Source organism: Streptomyces sp. NBC_00249 (assembly GCF_026342355.1).
Taxonomy (GTDB): Bacteria; Actinomycetota; Actinomycetes; order Streptomycetales; family Streptomycetaceae; genus Streptomyces.
This window is the reverse complement of the sequence record NZ_JAPEMV010000004.1, coordinates 524,532-539,857: the sequence shown is the minus strand read 5'-3', so window position 1 is coordinate 539,857 and position 15,326 is coordinate 524,532. Positions and strand designations below refer to the sequence as shown.

The window sequence follows — 15,326 nt, the reverse complement described above, 5'->3', positions numbered from 1 at the left end:
TTAGTCCCGATTAGTGGGGAAAGTCGGCGTGGGCAAGGTGGCCGGGGAAAGCTCTGTCCGGGAAAATTCGGCCGAATTACCGTCGGCCTCCCGTTCCCGCTCCAGAAGGGACCGCAGCGGACCGTCGGCAGCCGCCAGCTCCGCGTAGGCACCGCGCTGCACGACGGCACCCCGGTCCAGTACGAGCACCTCGTCCACCGCTTCCAGACCGGCCAGCCGGTGCGTGATCAGGACGGTGGTCCGGCCCTCGGTCGCGGCCAGCAAGTCCGCGGTCAGTGCGTCCGCCGTCGCCAGGTCCAGGTGCTCGGCGGGCTCGTCCAGGACGAGGACGGGGAAGTCCGCGAGCAGCGCCCGGGCCAGGGCCAGCCGCTGGCGCTGACCGCCCGAGATCCGCGCCCCGTGCTCGCCGACCAGCGTGTCCAGCCCGTCCGGAAGGCCGTCGGCCCACTCCAGCAGCCGGGCCGCGGCGAGCGCCTCGCGCAACTGCTCCTCGCTCGCCCCGGGGCGGGCCAGCCGCAGGTTCTCGCGCACCGAGCTGTCGAAGAGGTGCGCGTCCTGGGCGCACAGGCCCACGGCGCGGCGTACGTCGTCGCCGTCGAGGGTGCGCACGTCGGTCCCGCCCAGGGTGTACGTGCCTTCGAGCGGGTCCAGGAAGCGCAGCAGGACCTGGGCGAGGGTGGTCTTGCCCGAGCCCGAGGGGCCGACGACCGCGATGCGCCGGCCGGCTTCCAGGGTCAGGTCCAGCCCGCGCAGGGCGTACGACTCCTGCCCGGGGTGGCGCGCGGCAAGTCCGCCGATCCGCAGCGGGAAGGGGGAGGCGGGCGCCCGCCCGGGGTCGGCAGGCTCGGCCACCGGTACCGGTGCGTCGACGACTTCGTAGATCCGCTCGGCGCTACGGCGGACCCGCTGGCGGTACTGGACGGCCAGCGGCAGCCCGCTGACCGCCTCGAAGGCGGCGAGCGGGGTCAGTACGACCACCGCCATGGCCACCCCGGACAGCCGCCCTCCGGCGACGGCGCCCGCACCGGCCAGCGCCGCACCCACCACCGTGAGCCCGCACACCACGGCGGACAGGCCGCTGCCGAGTCCGGTGGCGGCGGCCCCGCGCGAGGCGATCCGGGTGAGCACCCCGTCGCTCTCCCGCGTCCGACCCTTGCGCTCCTCCAGGGCCCCGGCCACGGTCAGCTCGGCGGTCCCGGTCAGCAGATCGGCCACCCGGGTGGCGAGCTCGCCCCGCGCGGGCGCCAGCCGCCGCTCCGCACGCCGGGCGCAGGCCCCGCTGACCAGCGGCACCCCGACGCCGGCCAGTACCAGGCCCACCGCGAGCACCGCCCCGGCCTCGGGCAGCAGCCAGGCGGTGAACGCCACCGAGCCCGTGCCGACGAGTACGGCGGTGCCGACCGGCAGCAGCCAGCGCAGCCAGTAGTCCTGCAGGGCGTCCGCGTCGGCCACCAGCCGGGACAGCAGGTCCCCGCGCCGCTGCTCGCGCAGCCCGGCGGGCGCGATCCGCTCCAGCCGGCGGTACACGGAGACCCGCAGGTCGGCAAGCATCCGCAGGACGGCGTCGTGCGAGACGAGCCGCTCGGCATAGCGGAAGACGGCCCGCCCCATGCCGAAGGCACGGGTGGCCGTGACGGCCACCATCAGATAGAGCACGGGCGGCTGCTGCGAGGCCCGCGAGATCAGCCAGCCGGACACGGCCATCAGCCCGACGCTGCACCCGACGGCGAGCGCCCCCAGCAGCAGTCCGAGCCGGAACCGGCCCCGCCACGCGGACGCCACGGCCCGCACCCGCCGCAGCGGATCACCCGTAACCGCGTCGGCCCCGCCGCCGGCCCGGGCCCGCTCGGGCGCGGCGCCGAGGATCCACTCCCCGGGATCCGCCGCCCCGCGCGACACGCTCCGCGGGACCGCGCCGCCGGCCCGGGGGACCGACTCGGCCGACCGTGCACCCGCGCCCTCGCCCACCGCCACCACCCGATCGGCGACGGCCAGCAGCGCCGGCCGGTGCACCACGAGCAGGACGGTCCGCCCGACCGCGAGACGTCGTACGGCGTCGACCACCGCGGCCTCGGTCTCCCCGTCGAGGGCAGCCGTCGGCTCGTCCAGCAGCAGCACGGGCCGGTCCGCCAGGAAGGCCCTGGCCAGCGCCAGCCGCTGCCGCTGCCCGGCGGACAGGCCGACCCCGCCCTCGCCGAGCGGGGTCCGGACCCCCTGCGGCAGGGCGGACACGAACTCCCAGGCCCCGGCGTCCCGCAGGGCCGTCTCCACCGCGTCCTCGCCGGCCCCGGGCCGGGCCAGCCGGACGTTCTCGGCGATGGTCCCCGCGAAGAGGTGCGGCCGCTGCGGCACCCACGCGATCCGCTCCCGCCACTGTTCCAGGGAGAGTTCGGCCAGGTCGGCGTCCCCGACCCGGACCCGTCCCGCCGTCGGCTCCACGAAGCCCAGCAGCACGCTCAGCAGCGTGGACTTGCCCGCTCCGCTGGGTCCGGTGAGGGCCACGCACTCGCCCGGCTCGACGACGAGCGACACGGGAGCGGGCGAACTCGCACCGCGCCCCTCGTAGCGGACCTCGACCCCGTCGAGGGCGATCCGCAGCCCGGCGGGCGGTACGGCGGCCCCGCCGCCCGGGGCGGGAGCGGGGGTCTCCAGGACCTCGAAGATCTCCTCGGCGGCGGCCAGCCCCTCGGCTGCCGCGTGGTACTGCGCCCCTACCTGCCGCAGCGGCAGGTAGGCCTCCGGCGCGAGGATCAGGATGACCAGGCCGGTGTACAGGTCCAGCTCCCCGTGCACGAGCCGCATGCCGATGGTCACGGCGACCAGCGCCACCGAGAGCGTGGCGAGCAGCTCCAGTGCGAAGGAGGACAAGAAGGCGATGCGCAGCGTGCGCATCGTGGCCTGGCGGTACTCGTCGGTGATCTTGCGGATGGACTCGGCCTGCGCCTTGGCCCGCCCGAACACCTTGAGGGTGGGAAGCCCCGCCACGACGTCGAGGAAGTGCCCCGACAGCCGGGACAGCAGCCGCCACTGACGGTCCATCCGGGACTGGGTTGCCATCCCGATGAGGATCATGAACAGGGGGATCAGCGGCAGGGTGACCACGATGATGGCCGCCGACACCCAGTCCTCGGTGACGATCCGGGCGAGGACCGCCACCGGGACCACCACCGCGAGCCCCAGCTGGGGCAGGTAGCGGGAGAAGTAGTCGTCGAGCGCGTCCACGCCCCGGGTGGCGAGGGCGACCAGCGAGCCCGTCCGCTGCCCGCTGAGCCACCCCGGGCCGAGGTCCGCCGCCCGGTCCAGCAGCCGGCCCCGCAGTTCCGACTTGACCGCCGCGGAGGCCCGGTGCGCGGCCAGCTCCGTGAGCCAGGCGACCAGGCCGCGCCCCACCGCCACCGCCGCGAGCAGCAGCAGCGGGGTGCGCAGGGCGGCGCCGTCGAGACCGTCCTCGAAGGCGCCGACCACGATCTCGGCGATGAGCATCGCCTGCCCGACGACCAGCGCCGCCCCGGCCAGCCCGAGGGCCACGACCGCCCCGAGGAAGAGGCGGGTGGAACGGGCGTACCGCAGCAGGCGCGGGTCGATCGGTTTCACGTGAAACATCCCCTCGGCAGGGTCAGACAGGAGAGTCGGGCCTCGGCACGTCGGGCCTCAGCGCTTCAGTGCGCGTCGACGATGTGCTGCGTACCGATCCGCTTGCGGAACACCCAGTACGTCCACCCCTGGTAGAGCAGCACGAGCGGCGTGGCCACTCCCGCGCACCAGGTCATGATCTTCAGGGTGTACGCGCTGGACGAGGCGTTGGTGACCGTGAGGTTCCAGGCGCTGTCCAGCGACGACGGCATGACGTTGGGGAACAGCGTCAGGAAGAGCATCGCGACGGCGGCCGCGATGGTGATCCCGGACAGTGCGAACGACCAGCCCTCACGGCCCGCCAGGTTGAAGCCCAGGGCCCCGACCAGCGACAGGACGGCAACGGTCATCGCGACCAGGCTCCAGCCGTCACCGCGCGAGACCTGGGTCCAGACGAGGAAGGCCAGGGCCAGCACGGCCGTCACGACACCGAGCCGCGTCGCCAGCGCGCGCGAGCGGTCCCGGATGTCACCCACGGTCTTGAGCGAGGTGAAGACCGCCCCGTGGAAGGTGAACAGGGTGAGGGTGACCAGGCCGCCGAGGATCGAGTAGACGTTCAGCAGGTCCAGGAAGCTGCCGACGTACTCCATGTCCCCGTCGATCTTCACGCCGCGCACGATGTTGGCGAAGGCCACGCCCCACAGGAACGCGGGGATCAACGAGGTCCAGAAGATCGCGTGTTCCCAGTTGGTCTGCCACTTGTCCTCGGGCCGCTTGTGCCGGTACTCGAAGGCGACGCCGCGGATGATCAGGCAGATGAGGATGAGCAGCAGCGGCAGGTAGAACCCGGAGAAGAGGGTGGCGTACCACTCGGGGAAGGCGGCGAACGTGGCACCGCCCGCGGTGAGCAGCCAGACCTCGTTCCCGTCCCAGACGGGCCCGATCGTGTTGATCAGGACCCGCTTCTCCGTGCGGTCGCGGGCGAGCAGCTTGGTCAGTACGCCGACCCCGAAGTCGAAGCCCTCCAGGAAGAAGTAGCCGGTCCACAGGACGGCGATGAGTACGAACCAGACGTCGTGGAGTTGCATGGTGTGGTCTCCTCAGCCTCAGTACGAGAAGGCCATCGGCCGGTCGGCGTTCTTGTCGTCCCCGCCGATCTTCGTGGGCGGGTTCAGGTCTGCTTCGGTGAGCTCGGGCGGTCCGAGCTTGACGTACTTGACCAGGAGCTTGACCTCGATCACGGCGAGCACGGCGTAGAGCAGCGTGAAGCCGATCATCGAGGTGAGCACCTCGCCCTGGGAGACGTTCGGCGAGACCGCGTCCCTGGTGCGCAGGACCCCGTAGACCACCCAGGGCTGGCGGCCCATCTCGGTGAAGATCCAGCCCCAGGAGTTGGCGATCAGCGGGAAGCCCATGGTCCAGAGGGCGACGATCCAGTACAGCTGGGAGAACTTGGGGCTCAGCGCCTTCTTGAAGAGCACCAGGTGCGGCACCTCGTCCTCGCCCGTCCGCAGGGCCGGCGGCAGCATGAACCTCTTGCGGGTCAGCCACAGCCCGAGCACGCCCACGCCGAGCGAGGCCATGCCGAAGCCGATCATCCAGCGGAAGCCCCAGTAGGCGACGGGGATGTTGGGCCGGTAGTCGCCGGGGCCGAACTTCTCCTGCTCGGCCTTGTTGACGTCGTTGATGCCCGGGACGAAGGAGGTGAAGTCGTCGTTCGCGAGGAAGGACAGCAGGCCCGGGATCTCTATCGCGACCTTGTTGTGGCCCTTTTCGACGTCGCCGTAGGCGAAGACGGAGAAGGGCGCGGGGGCCTCGCCGTCCCAGAGCGCCTCTGCGGCGGCCATCTTCATCGGCTGCTGCTTGAACATGACCTTGCCGAGGAGGTCTCCGCTGATGGCGGTGCCCAGACCGGCGATGATCATGACGACCAGTCCGAGGCGCAGCGAGCTGCGCATGACCGGCACGTGCTTCTTGCGGGCGAGGTGGAAGGCCGCGATGCCGACCATGAACGCGCCGCCGACCAGGAAGGCCGCCGTGATGGTGTGGAAGAACTGGGTCAGCGCGGTGTTCTGGGTGAGGACCAGCCAGAAGTCGGTGAGCTCGGCCCGGCCGCGCTCCTCGTTGATCCGGTAGCCGACCGGGTGCTGCATCCAGGAGTTGGCCGCGAGGATGAAGTACGCGGACAGGATCGTGCCGATCGACACCATCCAGATGCAGGCCAGGTGGATCTTCTTCGGCAGCTTGTCCCAGCCGAAGATCCACAGCCCGATGAAGGTCGATTCGAAGAAGAAGGCGATCAGGGCCTCGAAGGCCAGCGGCGCTCCGAAGATGTCACCGACGAATCGCGAGTAGTCGGACCAGTTCATGCCGAACTGGAACTCCTGGACGATGCCGGTGACGACACCCATCGCGATATTGATCAAGAAAAGCTTGCCCCAGAACTTCGTGGCCCTGAGGTACTTCTCCTTCTCGGTGCGCACCCAGGCGGTCTGCAGGCCGGCGGTCAGCGCGGCGAGCGAGATCGTGAGGGGCACGAAGAGGAAGTGGTAGACGGTGGTGATGCCGAACTGCCAACGCGCCAATGTCTCAGGCGCCAAAGCTAGGTCCACGTCGTCTTCTCCTTGTCGTCGCCGTGGTCACAGCGGGCAGTCTGCCTGGCGGGTTCCCCCCAAAGCGGGAGGAAGCAGGACACGCTTGTGAACGCGTTCACATTCACAAGCATTATGTCCTACCGCTTCCGACCTCAATCAGGGGGGTCCCCCTCATCGGCCTCTAGCCAAGAAATTCAACAGATTGTTGAATATGGCCATGCAGATTCGAATCTCATGGCCTGCGGGCCTGCTCACCGCAACCCTCGACGAGACCCCGACCAGCAAGGCGCTGGCCGCGGCCCTCCCGATCTCGGCCTCCGCCAACACCTGGGGCGAGGAGGTCTACTTCGACACCGGAGTCTCCGTGGCCCTGGAGCACGACGCCCAGCAGGTCGTCGAGCCCGGCACGGTCGCGTTCTGGACCGAGGGCGACGCACTCGCGCTGCCCTACGGCCCCACGCCCATCTCGCGCGGAGGCGAGAGCCGCCTGGCGAGCCCCTGCAACGTGCTCGGCTCGTTCGACGGCGACCCCCGCCTGCTGGCCACCGTCCGCGACGGCGACCCCATCCGCGTGGAACTGGTCTGACGACCCCAGCTCCCTACCGCGCCTTACATCTCCTTGAGGAACGCCTCCGCCGTGTGCAGGAAGAGGTCGTTCGCCTCGGTCTCACCGATCGTGACCCGCAGGCCCTCGCCCGCGAAGGGCCGGACCACCACACCGGCCTTCTCGCAGGCCGCCGCGAAATCGGCGGTCCGCTCACCCAGCCGCATCCACACGAAGTTGGCCTGCGTCTCCGGGACGACCGTCCAGCCCTGGGCGAGCAGCGTGCCGTGCACCCTCGCGCGCTCGCCGACGAGCGACCCGACCCGGCCCATCAGCTCGTCCTCCGCCTGCAGCGAGGCGACCGCCGCGTCCTGCGCGAGCTGGCTCACGCCGAAGGGCACCGCGGTCTTGCGCAGCGCCGCGGCCACCGGCTCGTGTGCCACCGCGAATCCGACGCGCAGGCCGGCCAGGCCGTACGCCTTGGAGAACGTACGCAGCACGGCGACGTTGGGGCGGCTGCGGTAGAGCTCGATGCCGTCGGGCACGTCCATGTCGCGGACGAACTCGCGGTACGCCTCGTCCAGCACCACCAGGATGTCCGAGGGCACCCGGTCCAGGAACCGCTCCAACTCGGCGCGGCGCACCGCGGTACCCGTGGGGTTGTTGGGGTTGCAGACGAAGATCAGGCGCGTCCGGTCGGTGATGGCGGCCGCCATCGCGTCCAGGTCGTGCACGTCCCCGTCGGTCAGCGGGACCTGCACCGACTTCGCACCCGAGATCTGGGTGATGATCGGGTAGGCCTCGAAGGACCGCCAGGCGTAGATCACCTCGTCGCCCGGACCGGCCGTCGACTGGATCAGCGACTGGGCCACGCCCACCGACCCGGTGCCCGTCGCAATGTGCTCGACCGGCACCCCGAAGCGCTCCGCCAGCTCGTTCACCAGTCCGGTGCACGCCATGTCGGGGTAGCGGTTGAACCGGCCGGCGGCCGCGACCGCCGTCTCCAGGACCCCCGGCAGCGGCGGGTACGGGTTCTCGTTCGAGGACAGCTTGAACGCCACGGGCCCGCCCTCGGCCGCGGGCTTGCCGGGCTTGTAGGTGGGAATGCCGTCCAGCTCGGCGCGCAGCTTCGGGCTCTTCTCGCTCACCGCAGGTCCTCCTCGACCGTCCCGTCGACGTCGCCGTCGACTCAATACTGCTCACCTTATGAGGATTCCGCCGATCCGAGAATGGCGGGCGCCAGGAACACAGGGGGAGCGCACGCATATATGCGCGCGCCGGTGGCCTGCGCCGTGGCGCGCGTCCCTCGTGCAGGTGAGTTGCGACCGGCCCCGGGCGGCTCCGTTTTGGCATGCTCGGGCCCGCCGACACGCCCCACTCTCACTCTGGGCAACCAAATACCTTCAATTCCAAGGTCATTTGGGGTGGCGAATCATGCAGAAACGTGCCTGTCAACGCGTGCATATGCACCCGGACCACCCCGCCCCCCGAGCCCTACTATCGGCTCGCCATGACAGCAGCAGGGAAGCATCAGGTGAGCCGGACCGAGACCACCCGGCGGGTCGGCGGCCGACAGGGCCGGGCCGGCATCAGGGACGTGGCCGCCGCGGCCGGCGTCTCCATCACAACCGTCTCCGACGCGCTCAATGGCAAGGGGCGGCTGCCCGACGCCACCCGCCGCCACGTTCGCGAGGTCGCCGACCGGTTGGGCTACCGCCCCTCCGCCGCCGCCCGCACCCTCCGTACCGGCAAGTCCGGCCTCATCGGCCTGACCGTGACCACGTACGGGGATGAACCTTTCACCTTCACCGAATTCGCGTACTTCGCCGAGATGGCGCGCGCCGCCACCTCCGCCGCGCTCGCCCGCGGCTACGCCCTCGTCATCCTGCCCGCCACCTCACGACACGACGTCTGGTCCAACGTGGCCCTGGACGGCACCGTCGTCATCGACCCCTCCGACCACGACCCGGTCGTCAGCGAGCTGGTCCGCCAGGGCCTGCCCGTCGTCTCCGACGGCCGGCCCGCCGGCACCCTCCCCGTCACCGCCTGGGTCGACAACGACCACGAAGCCGCCGTACTGGGCCTGCTCGACCATCTCGCAGCCGCCGGAGCCCGCCGCATCGGGCTGCTGACCGGCACCACCACCGACACCTACACCCGCCTCTCCACCACCGCCTACCTGAACTGGTGCGAGCGCGTCGGCCAGGACCCCGTCTACGAGTCCTACCCCGCCCACGACCCGTGCGCGGGCGCCGTCGCCGCCGACCGGCTCCTCGCCCGGCCCGACCGTCCCGACGCCGTCTACGGTCTCTTCGACCCGAACGGCACCGACCTCCTCGCCGCCGCCCGACGCTACGGCCTGCGGGTTCCCGAGGACCTGCTGCTCGTGTGCTGCAGCGAATCCACCGTCTACGCCAACACCGAACCGCCCATCACCACGCTCTCCCTCAAGCCGCGCCGCATCGGCACCGCCGTCGTCCAGCTGCTGATCGACGCGATCGAGGGGGTCGACACCGGACGGCCCGTCGAACAGGTCGTCCCGACCGAGCTGATCATCCGCACCTCTTCACAGCGCAGGACCCCCCGGACCACCGTCAGTCCGCCCCGCTCACCGGCCCAGGACTGACGCCGACACCGTCGAACCGGCGGGGCCGACGGCCCCGCCGAGGATTTCCGCAACACCGATATCGGGAGAAAACGGCAGGAAGGACCGGCTCCGGCCAGGATTCACCACCCCTGGTGCGTCACAGAGCGCGAGCCGCATTCCTATGATGGGCGCACGACATCACGGACCCTCCGCCACGGAGGCCAGGAGGGTCCGCAGGTGTACGGCAGCGCGACGGTGGTGGAGGGGTCGATGACTCAGGGGGCCGGTCAGGGACCCGCGATGCGGACGGACACGCTGCGGGACTTCCGGGTGCCGGTCACCGAACCCGTGCCGTACGCCGTGCCCACCCGTCTGTCCGACGGGACTTCCGGGTACGGCGAGTACCCCGCCTACTACGACGAACACGCCCCGGCCGACCCGCGGCCCGCGTACGCACCGGAGCGGGCCGAGTACCCCGCCGCCGCCCCCGTGGCGTACCCCGAGGCCGAGACGGTCCCCCAGCAGCGCGCCGCCGACCACGCGGAGTTCCCCGCCGACGACCTCGACGACGACGGCTACACGCCCACGCAGCGCGACCTGCCCGTCATCGGCCGCGGCGCCATCGGCGGACCCGGCGACACCGTCCAGGTCCAGTACGTTCCCCAGGACGCCCCCGCCTCCGGCCCCGGGCCCCTCTACGTCGTCGGCGACGTCCACGGCTACCTGGACGAGCTGGTCACCGAACTCCAGGCCCAGTCCCTCATCGACGCCGACCGCCACTGGTCCGCCGGCAACGCCCGGCTCTGGTTCCTCGGCGACTTCACCGACCGCGGCCCGGACGGCATCGGCGTCATCGACCTCGTGATGCGGCTGTCCGCCGAGGCCGCCGCCGCCGGCGGCTACTGCAAGGCGCTCATGGGCAACCACGAGCTGCTCCTCATCGGCGCCAAGCGCTTCGGCGACACCCCCGTGCACTCCGGCGCCGGCACCGCCACCTTCCAGGCCGCCTGGCTGCTCAACGGCGGTCAGCGCACCGACATGGAGCGCCTGGAGGACGTACACCTCCAGTGGATGTCCCGGCTGGACGCGGCCACCCTGGAGGACGGGCACCTGCTCCTGCACTCCGACACCACCGCATACCTGGACTACGGCGACTCCATCGAGGACGTCAACGACACCATCCACGAGCTCCTCAACCGCAACGACGCGGACATCACCTGGGACCTGTTCCGCAAGTTCACCAAGCGGTTCGCCTTCCGCGACGACGGCGGCCCGGCCGCCGCACGGGAGCTGCTCGACGTCTACGGCGGCAGCCGAGTCGTCCACGGACACAGCCCCATCCCGTACCTGCTCGGCGAAGTGGGCACCGAGGACGGCGACGAGGCCCGCGGCCCGGAGGCCGTGGACGGCCCGCACGTGTACGCCGACGGCCTGGCCATCGCGATGGACGGCGGAGTGACGATGGCGGGCAAACTGCTGGTCGTACAACTACCGCTGCGCGACTGAGGGTTCACTGAGCGGGGTATTTCCGGAAAGCCCCTGTCACGCCGTGGCCGGGGCGCTCTACCATCGCTCTATCCGTAGCAGGCTCTCCTCCGTTTGTGCCGGCGCCCGGGTCTACGCGGGCATACCGGCTTGTACGGAGCATCGGGGGATGCACATGACCAGCGCTCCGCACCTGCTCACCGAAGACCGACCGGAGTTCGATCGGCTCCTCGACGAGGCGCTGCGCACGGCGGACGAACGGCCCGAGCTCGCCGCCCTCGGCGAACGGCTGAACGCCGAACAACTGCGCACGATGGCCCTGGGCGCCCGGGCCCTCCTGACCGCCGCGGCCGCGGCCGAGTACGACCACTTCGTGAAGGTCCGCGAGGAACTGCGTGACGAGGCACTCTCCGGGCCCCGCACCACCGGCGAGGACGACTCCGGCCAGGGCGAGGACGGCGGCGCCGGCGCCTTTGCCGTGGTCGCGGTGCTCGCGCCGGTCCTGGCGGGCACCGCGATGCTGATCTTCCTGCTGGTGGGCTACAGCCTGAAGGCCGTCGAGCCCGAACCTGCCTTCGCCAAGACGATGCTGACGGCCGGTTGGCTCTTCGGCGCGCTCACCGTCGCGGCGCTGCTGTTCGCGGTGATCGGGCTGCTCGTGGCCGCCCTGCGCAACAGCTCCACCGAAGTCGCCGCCGAGGAGGCCCTCGCGATACCCGACGAGCTCTCCCGCGCCCGGGAGGCCTGGCGCAACGCGCTGCTGGAGCGGGGCATCATGCCGTTCCTGCGGGACGCGCTGGCCGATCCGAGCGCCGGGACGGGCTACCCGGTGCCCCGTACGCCAGGGGCCGGGCGCATCCCCGATCTGGGATACACCCGGCCCGACTTCACCAGCCCCGGGTCCCCGTCACAGGGACCCCGGCCCGGCTACACGTCCCCGGACTTCACGAGCCCGGACTTCGGCGGCCCGGACCACGAGCCGGAGTGACTGCCGCTACTTGACCACCTGGGGCTTGATGTTGCGGTCTTCCTGACTCATCGCCTTGTGCGCGAACCGGGCCAGGCCGTTCGCGCCCGGAGTGGGCTGGGGATTGGCGGCCGCCCACACCCTGGTGCAGTTCAGGGCGTCCGGAGTGCCGGGGACGATGTCGCAGGACGTCTCGTAGATCAGGCCTCCGGTGGTCAGGACCTCGACATTGACGATGTTGGCCTGCTCGGAGACCGAGATGGCACACGCGTCCGCGGGGTAGGTCGGATCCGTGCCCGTCGGGACCGTCGTCAGGTCGTACCAGCGCCAGGGGGTCACCTCGCTCTGCAGGTCGCGGATGCCGGCGTAGGCAGTGCCTGCGGAGAGCACCGCCTTGACCTCACGGGAGGCGGCGGGGCGGTGGGCGTCGACGTCGTAGCAGACGCCGCTGGCACCCCGGGGTCCGGTCGGACCCGTCGGACCGGTGACGCCGTCCACTCCAGCGGGCCCCGTCGGACCCGTCACGCCGTCCACTCCAGCGGGCCCGGTCGGACCCGTCGGGCCGGTCGCGCCGTCCACTCCAGCGGGCCCCGTCGGGCCGGTCGCGCCGTCCACTCCAGCGGGCCCCGTCGGACCCGTCGGACCCGTCGGACCGGTGTCGCCCTTGTGGCCGCGCGGGCCGCGCGGGCCGGTCGGACCCACCTTGCAGTCGTTGTCGTGCCCGTTCGCCTTGGCGGCCTTCGCCTTGTCTTCGTCACCCCTGTTCGACTTGCAGTCACCACCACCGCCGCCCCCGCCCTGGACGACGGTGGTACCCGTCGCCAGCGTCCCGGCCGACGCGGCGGGAGCCGCGAGGCCCGCCAGGACCATCGCGACGGATGCCAGGGTGCCACCGGCCAGCCAACTCGCCCGCCGGGGAAGCGGACCCAGGAATGTACGGGACCTGTCCTCAGAACTCATGTACTGCTCCTCGCGCACACCGGATTGAATGCTTCTCTGAAGTCCGCAAATCTGATCGGACTCCGCGCGACATCCTGAGGAGCCCCCACCCCCCGCCGCCGTGCGGCGCGCCCGGGTGTCATCGGAACGGCCCACGCCAGGGAGCCACATGGCCGTGTGCGACAGGGCCGCCCGGGGTCGCGTACCGGCGTGCCGTCCACCCGCTGCCGGGCCCTTTCCCTAGGGTCAGCGGCCGTGAAGCCGACCATTTGCCTTTGCATGATCGTGAAGAACGAGGCCGCCGTCATCGAGCGCTGCCTCGACTCCGTACGGGACCTCATCGACACCTGGGTCATCTCCGACACCGGATCCACCGACGGCACCCAGGAACTGATCCGCTCCGCCCTGCGCGGGATCCCCGGCGAGCTGTACGAGGAGCCCTGGCGGGACTTCGGGCACAACCGGAGCCTGAACATCGCGCACGCCCGCGGCAAAGCGGACTACCTGCTCCTCCTCGATGCCGACCTCGTCCTGCGCCGCGTCGGCCCGCTGCCCACGCTGACCGCGGACTCGTACATGCTCCGCCACCAGGGCTCGACCGAGTACCGCATCAAGCGTCTGGTCCGTGCCGATCTCCCCTGGCGGTACGAGGGCGTCACCCACGAGTACCTCACCTGCGACCGCCGCGACGAGAACAACCAGCGGCCCGGCCTCCAGGAGAACCTCGACGCGCTCTTCATCGAGGACCACGCGGACGGCGGCTCCCGGCACGACAAGTACGAACGGGACGCACGCCTGCTCGGCGCGGAGCTCCAACGCGACCCGAACAACTCCCGGACGGTGTTCTACCTGGCCCAGACGATGCGCGACATGGGCGACACCGCGGCCTCGATCAAGCTCTACGAGCGCCGGGCCGCCATGGGCGACTGGGCCGAGGAGGTCTACTACTCCCTCCTCCAGGTCGGCGTCCTGTACGGCGACTCCGGGGACTGGCCCGCCGCCATGGACGCCTTCTCGCGGGCCTGGGACTCACGGCCCGGCCGACTGGAGGCCTGTTACGAGCTGGCCAGCCGGCTCCGGGTGCTCGGCCGCCACCACTCGGCCCACGCGATCACCTCGATGGTCCTCGACCGGGCGGCCCCGCAGGACCTGCTCTTCGTCCAGCCCTGGGTGTACCGGTGGGGGCTGCTCTTCGAGCACTCGATCACCGCGTACTGGACCGGGGACATGGCCGGCTCGGTCGAGGCCTGCGACCGGCTCCTGGCCATGCCCGACCTGCCGGAGGAGTACCGCCGTCAGACAGAGACGAACCGTGGCTTCGCGGTGGCGGCCCTGCGTCCGTCCGTCCCTGTTTCACGTGAAACATCGCAGGCGTCCCAGGCATCCCGGACACCCGAGGCATCGGCCGATGTTTCACGTGAAACATCGCGACCCGCGGCGGTCTAGCCCGCGGCCCGGTCGCTGAGCGCCCGCCGCCGCAGGCCGGCATCCGTCAGGGCCGGCGGGCGCCAGGCCCCGTCCGGGTGGTAGAGGTTCACACCCGGTGCCACGATCTCGTCGATCCGGTCGAGCACCTCGTCGTCGAGGACCAGACCGGCCCCCTTGACCAGCGACTCCATCTGCTCCATGGTCCGGGGGCCGATGATCACCGAGGTGACGGCCGGGTGCGCGACGGGGAAGGCGACGGCCAGCTCCGGCAGCGTGCAGCCGATCTCTTCGGCGAGCTCGACGAGTCGTTCCACGGCCTCCAGCTTGACGACGTTGCCGGGGATCGCCGGATCGAAGCGAGCGGGTGTCAGCGCCGCCCGGCCCGAGGTCAGATCGACGGGACCGCCGAGCCGGTACTTCCCGCTCAGGAAGCCGGAGGCGAGCGGACTCCAGGTCAGCACGCCCATCCCGTACCGGCGGGCGACCGGCAGCACATCGCCCTCGATGCCGCGCGCGAGGATCGAATACGGCGGCTGCTCGGTCCGGAACCGGGGCAGCGCCCGCCGTTCGGAGACGTGGTGGGCCTCGACCAGCTCCTCGGCCGGGAAGGTCGAGCACCCGAAGGACCGGATCTTCCCGGCCCGCACCAGATCACCCAGGACGGACAGGGTCTCCTCGACATCGGTCGTGTGGTCCGGCCGGTGCACCTGATAGAGGTCGATCCAGTCGGTGTCGAGCCGACGCAGGCTGTCCTCCACGGCACGGACGATCCAGCGCCGCGAGTTCCCGCTGCGGTTGCGGCCCTCGCCCATCTGGAAGTGCACCTTGGTGGCGAGCACCACGTCGTCACGGCGCCCCTTGAGGGCCTTGCCGACGATCACCTCGGACTCCCCCGCGGAGTACATGTCCGCGGTGTCCACGAAGTTGATGCCCCGGTCGAGCGCGGCGTGGATGATCCGCACGCAGTCCTCGTGGTCCGGGTTCCCCACCGCCCCGAACATCATCGTGCCGAGGCAGTGAGCACTCACCTCAATGCCGGTCCCGCCCAGATTTCGGTATCGCATGGTCATGTGGCCGCACTCTAGGAGCTGGAGCGCGCTCCAGGTCAAGAGCCGCCCGGCCGGTCCGTCACCTGTGCCGGGTCCGCCGGTCCCCCCGGTCCGGCGGACCCGTGCACGGCCGCACGGTGCTGCTCCCGTACGGCGACGT

Annotated in this window: 11 protein-coding genes; 5 read left to right on the top strand and 6 right to left on the bottom strand. The window is 71.1% G+C overall.

Translation table 11 applies throughout. From position 1 onward, the window contains the following. From cydD to OOK31_RS20810, 3 genes are all read right to left on the bottom strand, one after another. On the bottom strand, window positions 1–3,594 hold the full coding sequence (gene cydD, locus OOK31_RS20820; RefSeq protein WP_267088780.1) for a thiol reductant ABC exporter subunit CydD: 3,594 nt from the start codon (window positions 3,592–3,594) through the stop codon (window positions 1–3). A 65-nt stretch (window positions 3,595–3,659) separates the two neighbouring features. Next, a complete protein-coding gene (gene cydB / locus OOK31_RS20815) occupies window positions 3,660–4,661 on the bottom strand; it encodes a cytochrome d ubiquinol oxidase subunit II (RefSeq protein WP_267088779.1) in 1,002 nt (333 codons plus the stop codon). Window positions 4,662–4,679: 18 nt separating this feature from the next. After that, entirely contained in the window at window positions 4,680–6,185 is a 1,506-nt protein-coding gene (locus OOK31_RS20810; RefSeq protein ID WP_267088778.1) for a cytochrome ubiquinol oxidase subunit I, read from the bottom strand. Between the two features lie 199 nt (window positions 6,186–6,384). On the opposite strand from OOK31_RS20810, the gene OOK31_RS20805 reads away from it, so the two are divergent. Further along, window positions 6,385–6,753 carry a cyclophilin-like fold protein gene (locus OOK31_RS20805; protein WP_267033806.1) on the top strand — a complete coding sequence of 123 codons (369 nt, stop codon included), beginning with the start codon at window positions 6,385–6,387 and terminating at the stop codon, window positions 6,751–6,753. 23 nt (window positions 6,754–6,776) lie between these two features. Here OOK31_RS20805 and hisC read toward each other — a convergent pair whose 3' ends face one another. After that, complete coding sequence (gene hisC / locus OOK31_RS20800; RefSeq protein ID WP_267088777.1) at window positions 6,777–7,859, bottom strand: histidinol-phosphate transaminase; 1,083 nt, start codon at window positions 7,857–7,859, stop codon at window positions 6,777–6,779. A 362-nt stretch (window positions 7,860–8,221) separates the two neighbouring features. Here hisC and OOK31_RS20795 point away from each other — a divergent pair, with 362 nt between their 5' ends. From OOK31_RS20795 to OOK31_RS20785, 3 genes are all read left to right on the top strand, one after another. Beyond that, window positions 8,222–9,337: a LacI family DNA-binding transcriptional regulator gene (locus OOK31_RS20795; protein ID WP_007265278.1), complete on the top strand. Its 1,116-nt coding sequence runs from the start codon at window positions 8,222–8,224 to the stop codon at window positions 9,335–9,337. 231 nt (window positions 9,338–9,568) lie between these two features. Beyond that, window positions 9,569–10,804, top strand: a complete 1,236-nt coding sequence (locus OOK31_RS20790; RefSeq protein WP_323188237.1) for a metallophosphoesterase — start codon at window positions 9,569–9,571, stop codon at window positions 10,802–10,804. Between the two features lie 148 nt (window positions 10,805–10,952). Continuing rightward, window positions 10,953–11,771 (top strand): hypothetical protein, encoded by an 819-nt coding sequence (locus OOK31_RS20785; protein WP_267088776.1) that lies wholly within the window; start codon window positions 10,953–10,955, stop codon window positions 11,769–11,771. Between the two features lie 6 nt (window positions 11,772–11,777). Here OOK31_RS20785 and OOK31_RS39410 read toward each other — a convergent pair whose 3' ends face one another. Then, window positions 11,778–12,710: a hypothetical protein gene (locus tag OOK31_RS39410; RefSeq protein WP_323188236.1), complete on the bottom strand. Its 933-nt coding sequence runs from the start codon at window positions 12,708–12,710 to the stop codon at window positions 11,778–11,780. 258 nt (window positions 12,711–12,968) lie between these two features. Here OOK31_RS39410 and OOK31_RS20775 point away from each other — a divergent pair, with 258 nt between their 5' ends. Continuing rightward, window positions 12,969–14,135 carry a glycosyltransferase gene (locus OOK31_RS20775; protein ID WP_267088775.1) on the top strand — a complete coding sequence of 389 codons (1,167 nt, stop codon included), beginning with the start codon at window positions 12,969–12,971 and terminating at the stop codon, window positions 14,133–14,135. Here the strand turns inward: OOK31_RS20775 and OOK31_RS20770 are convergent. Continuing rightward, window positions 14,132–15,181 (bottom strand): aldo/keto reductase, encoded by a 1,050-nt coding sequence (locus tag OOK31_RS20770; protein ID WP_267088951.1) that lies wholly within the window; start codon window positions 15,179–15,181, stop codon window positions 14,132–14,134. The two genes, OOK31_RS20775 and OOK31_RS20770, sit on opposite strands and share 4 nt — an antisense overlap. Between the last annotated feature and the right edge of the window lie 145 nt (window positions 15,182–15,326).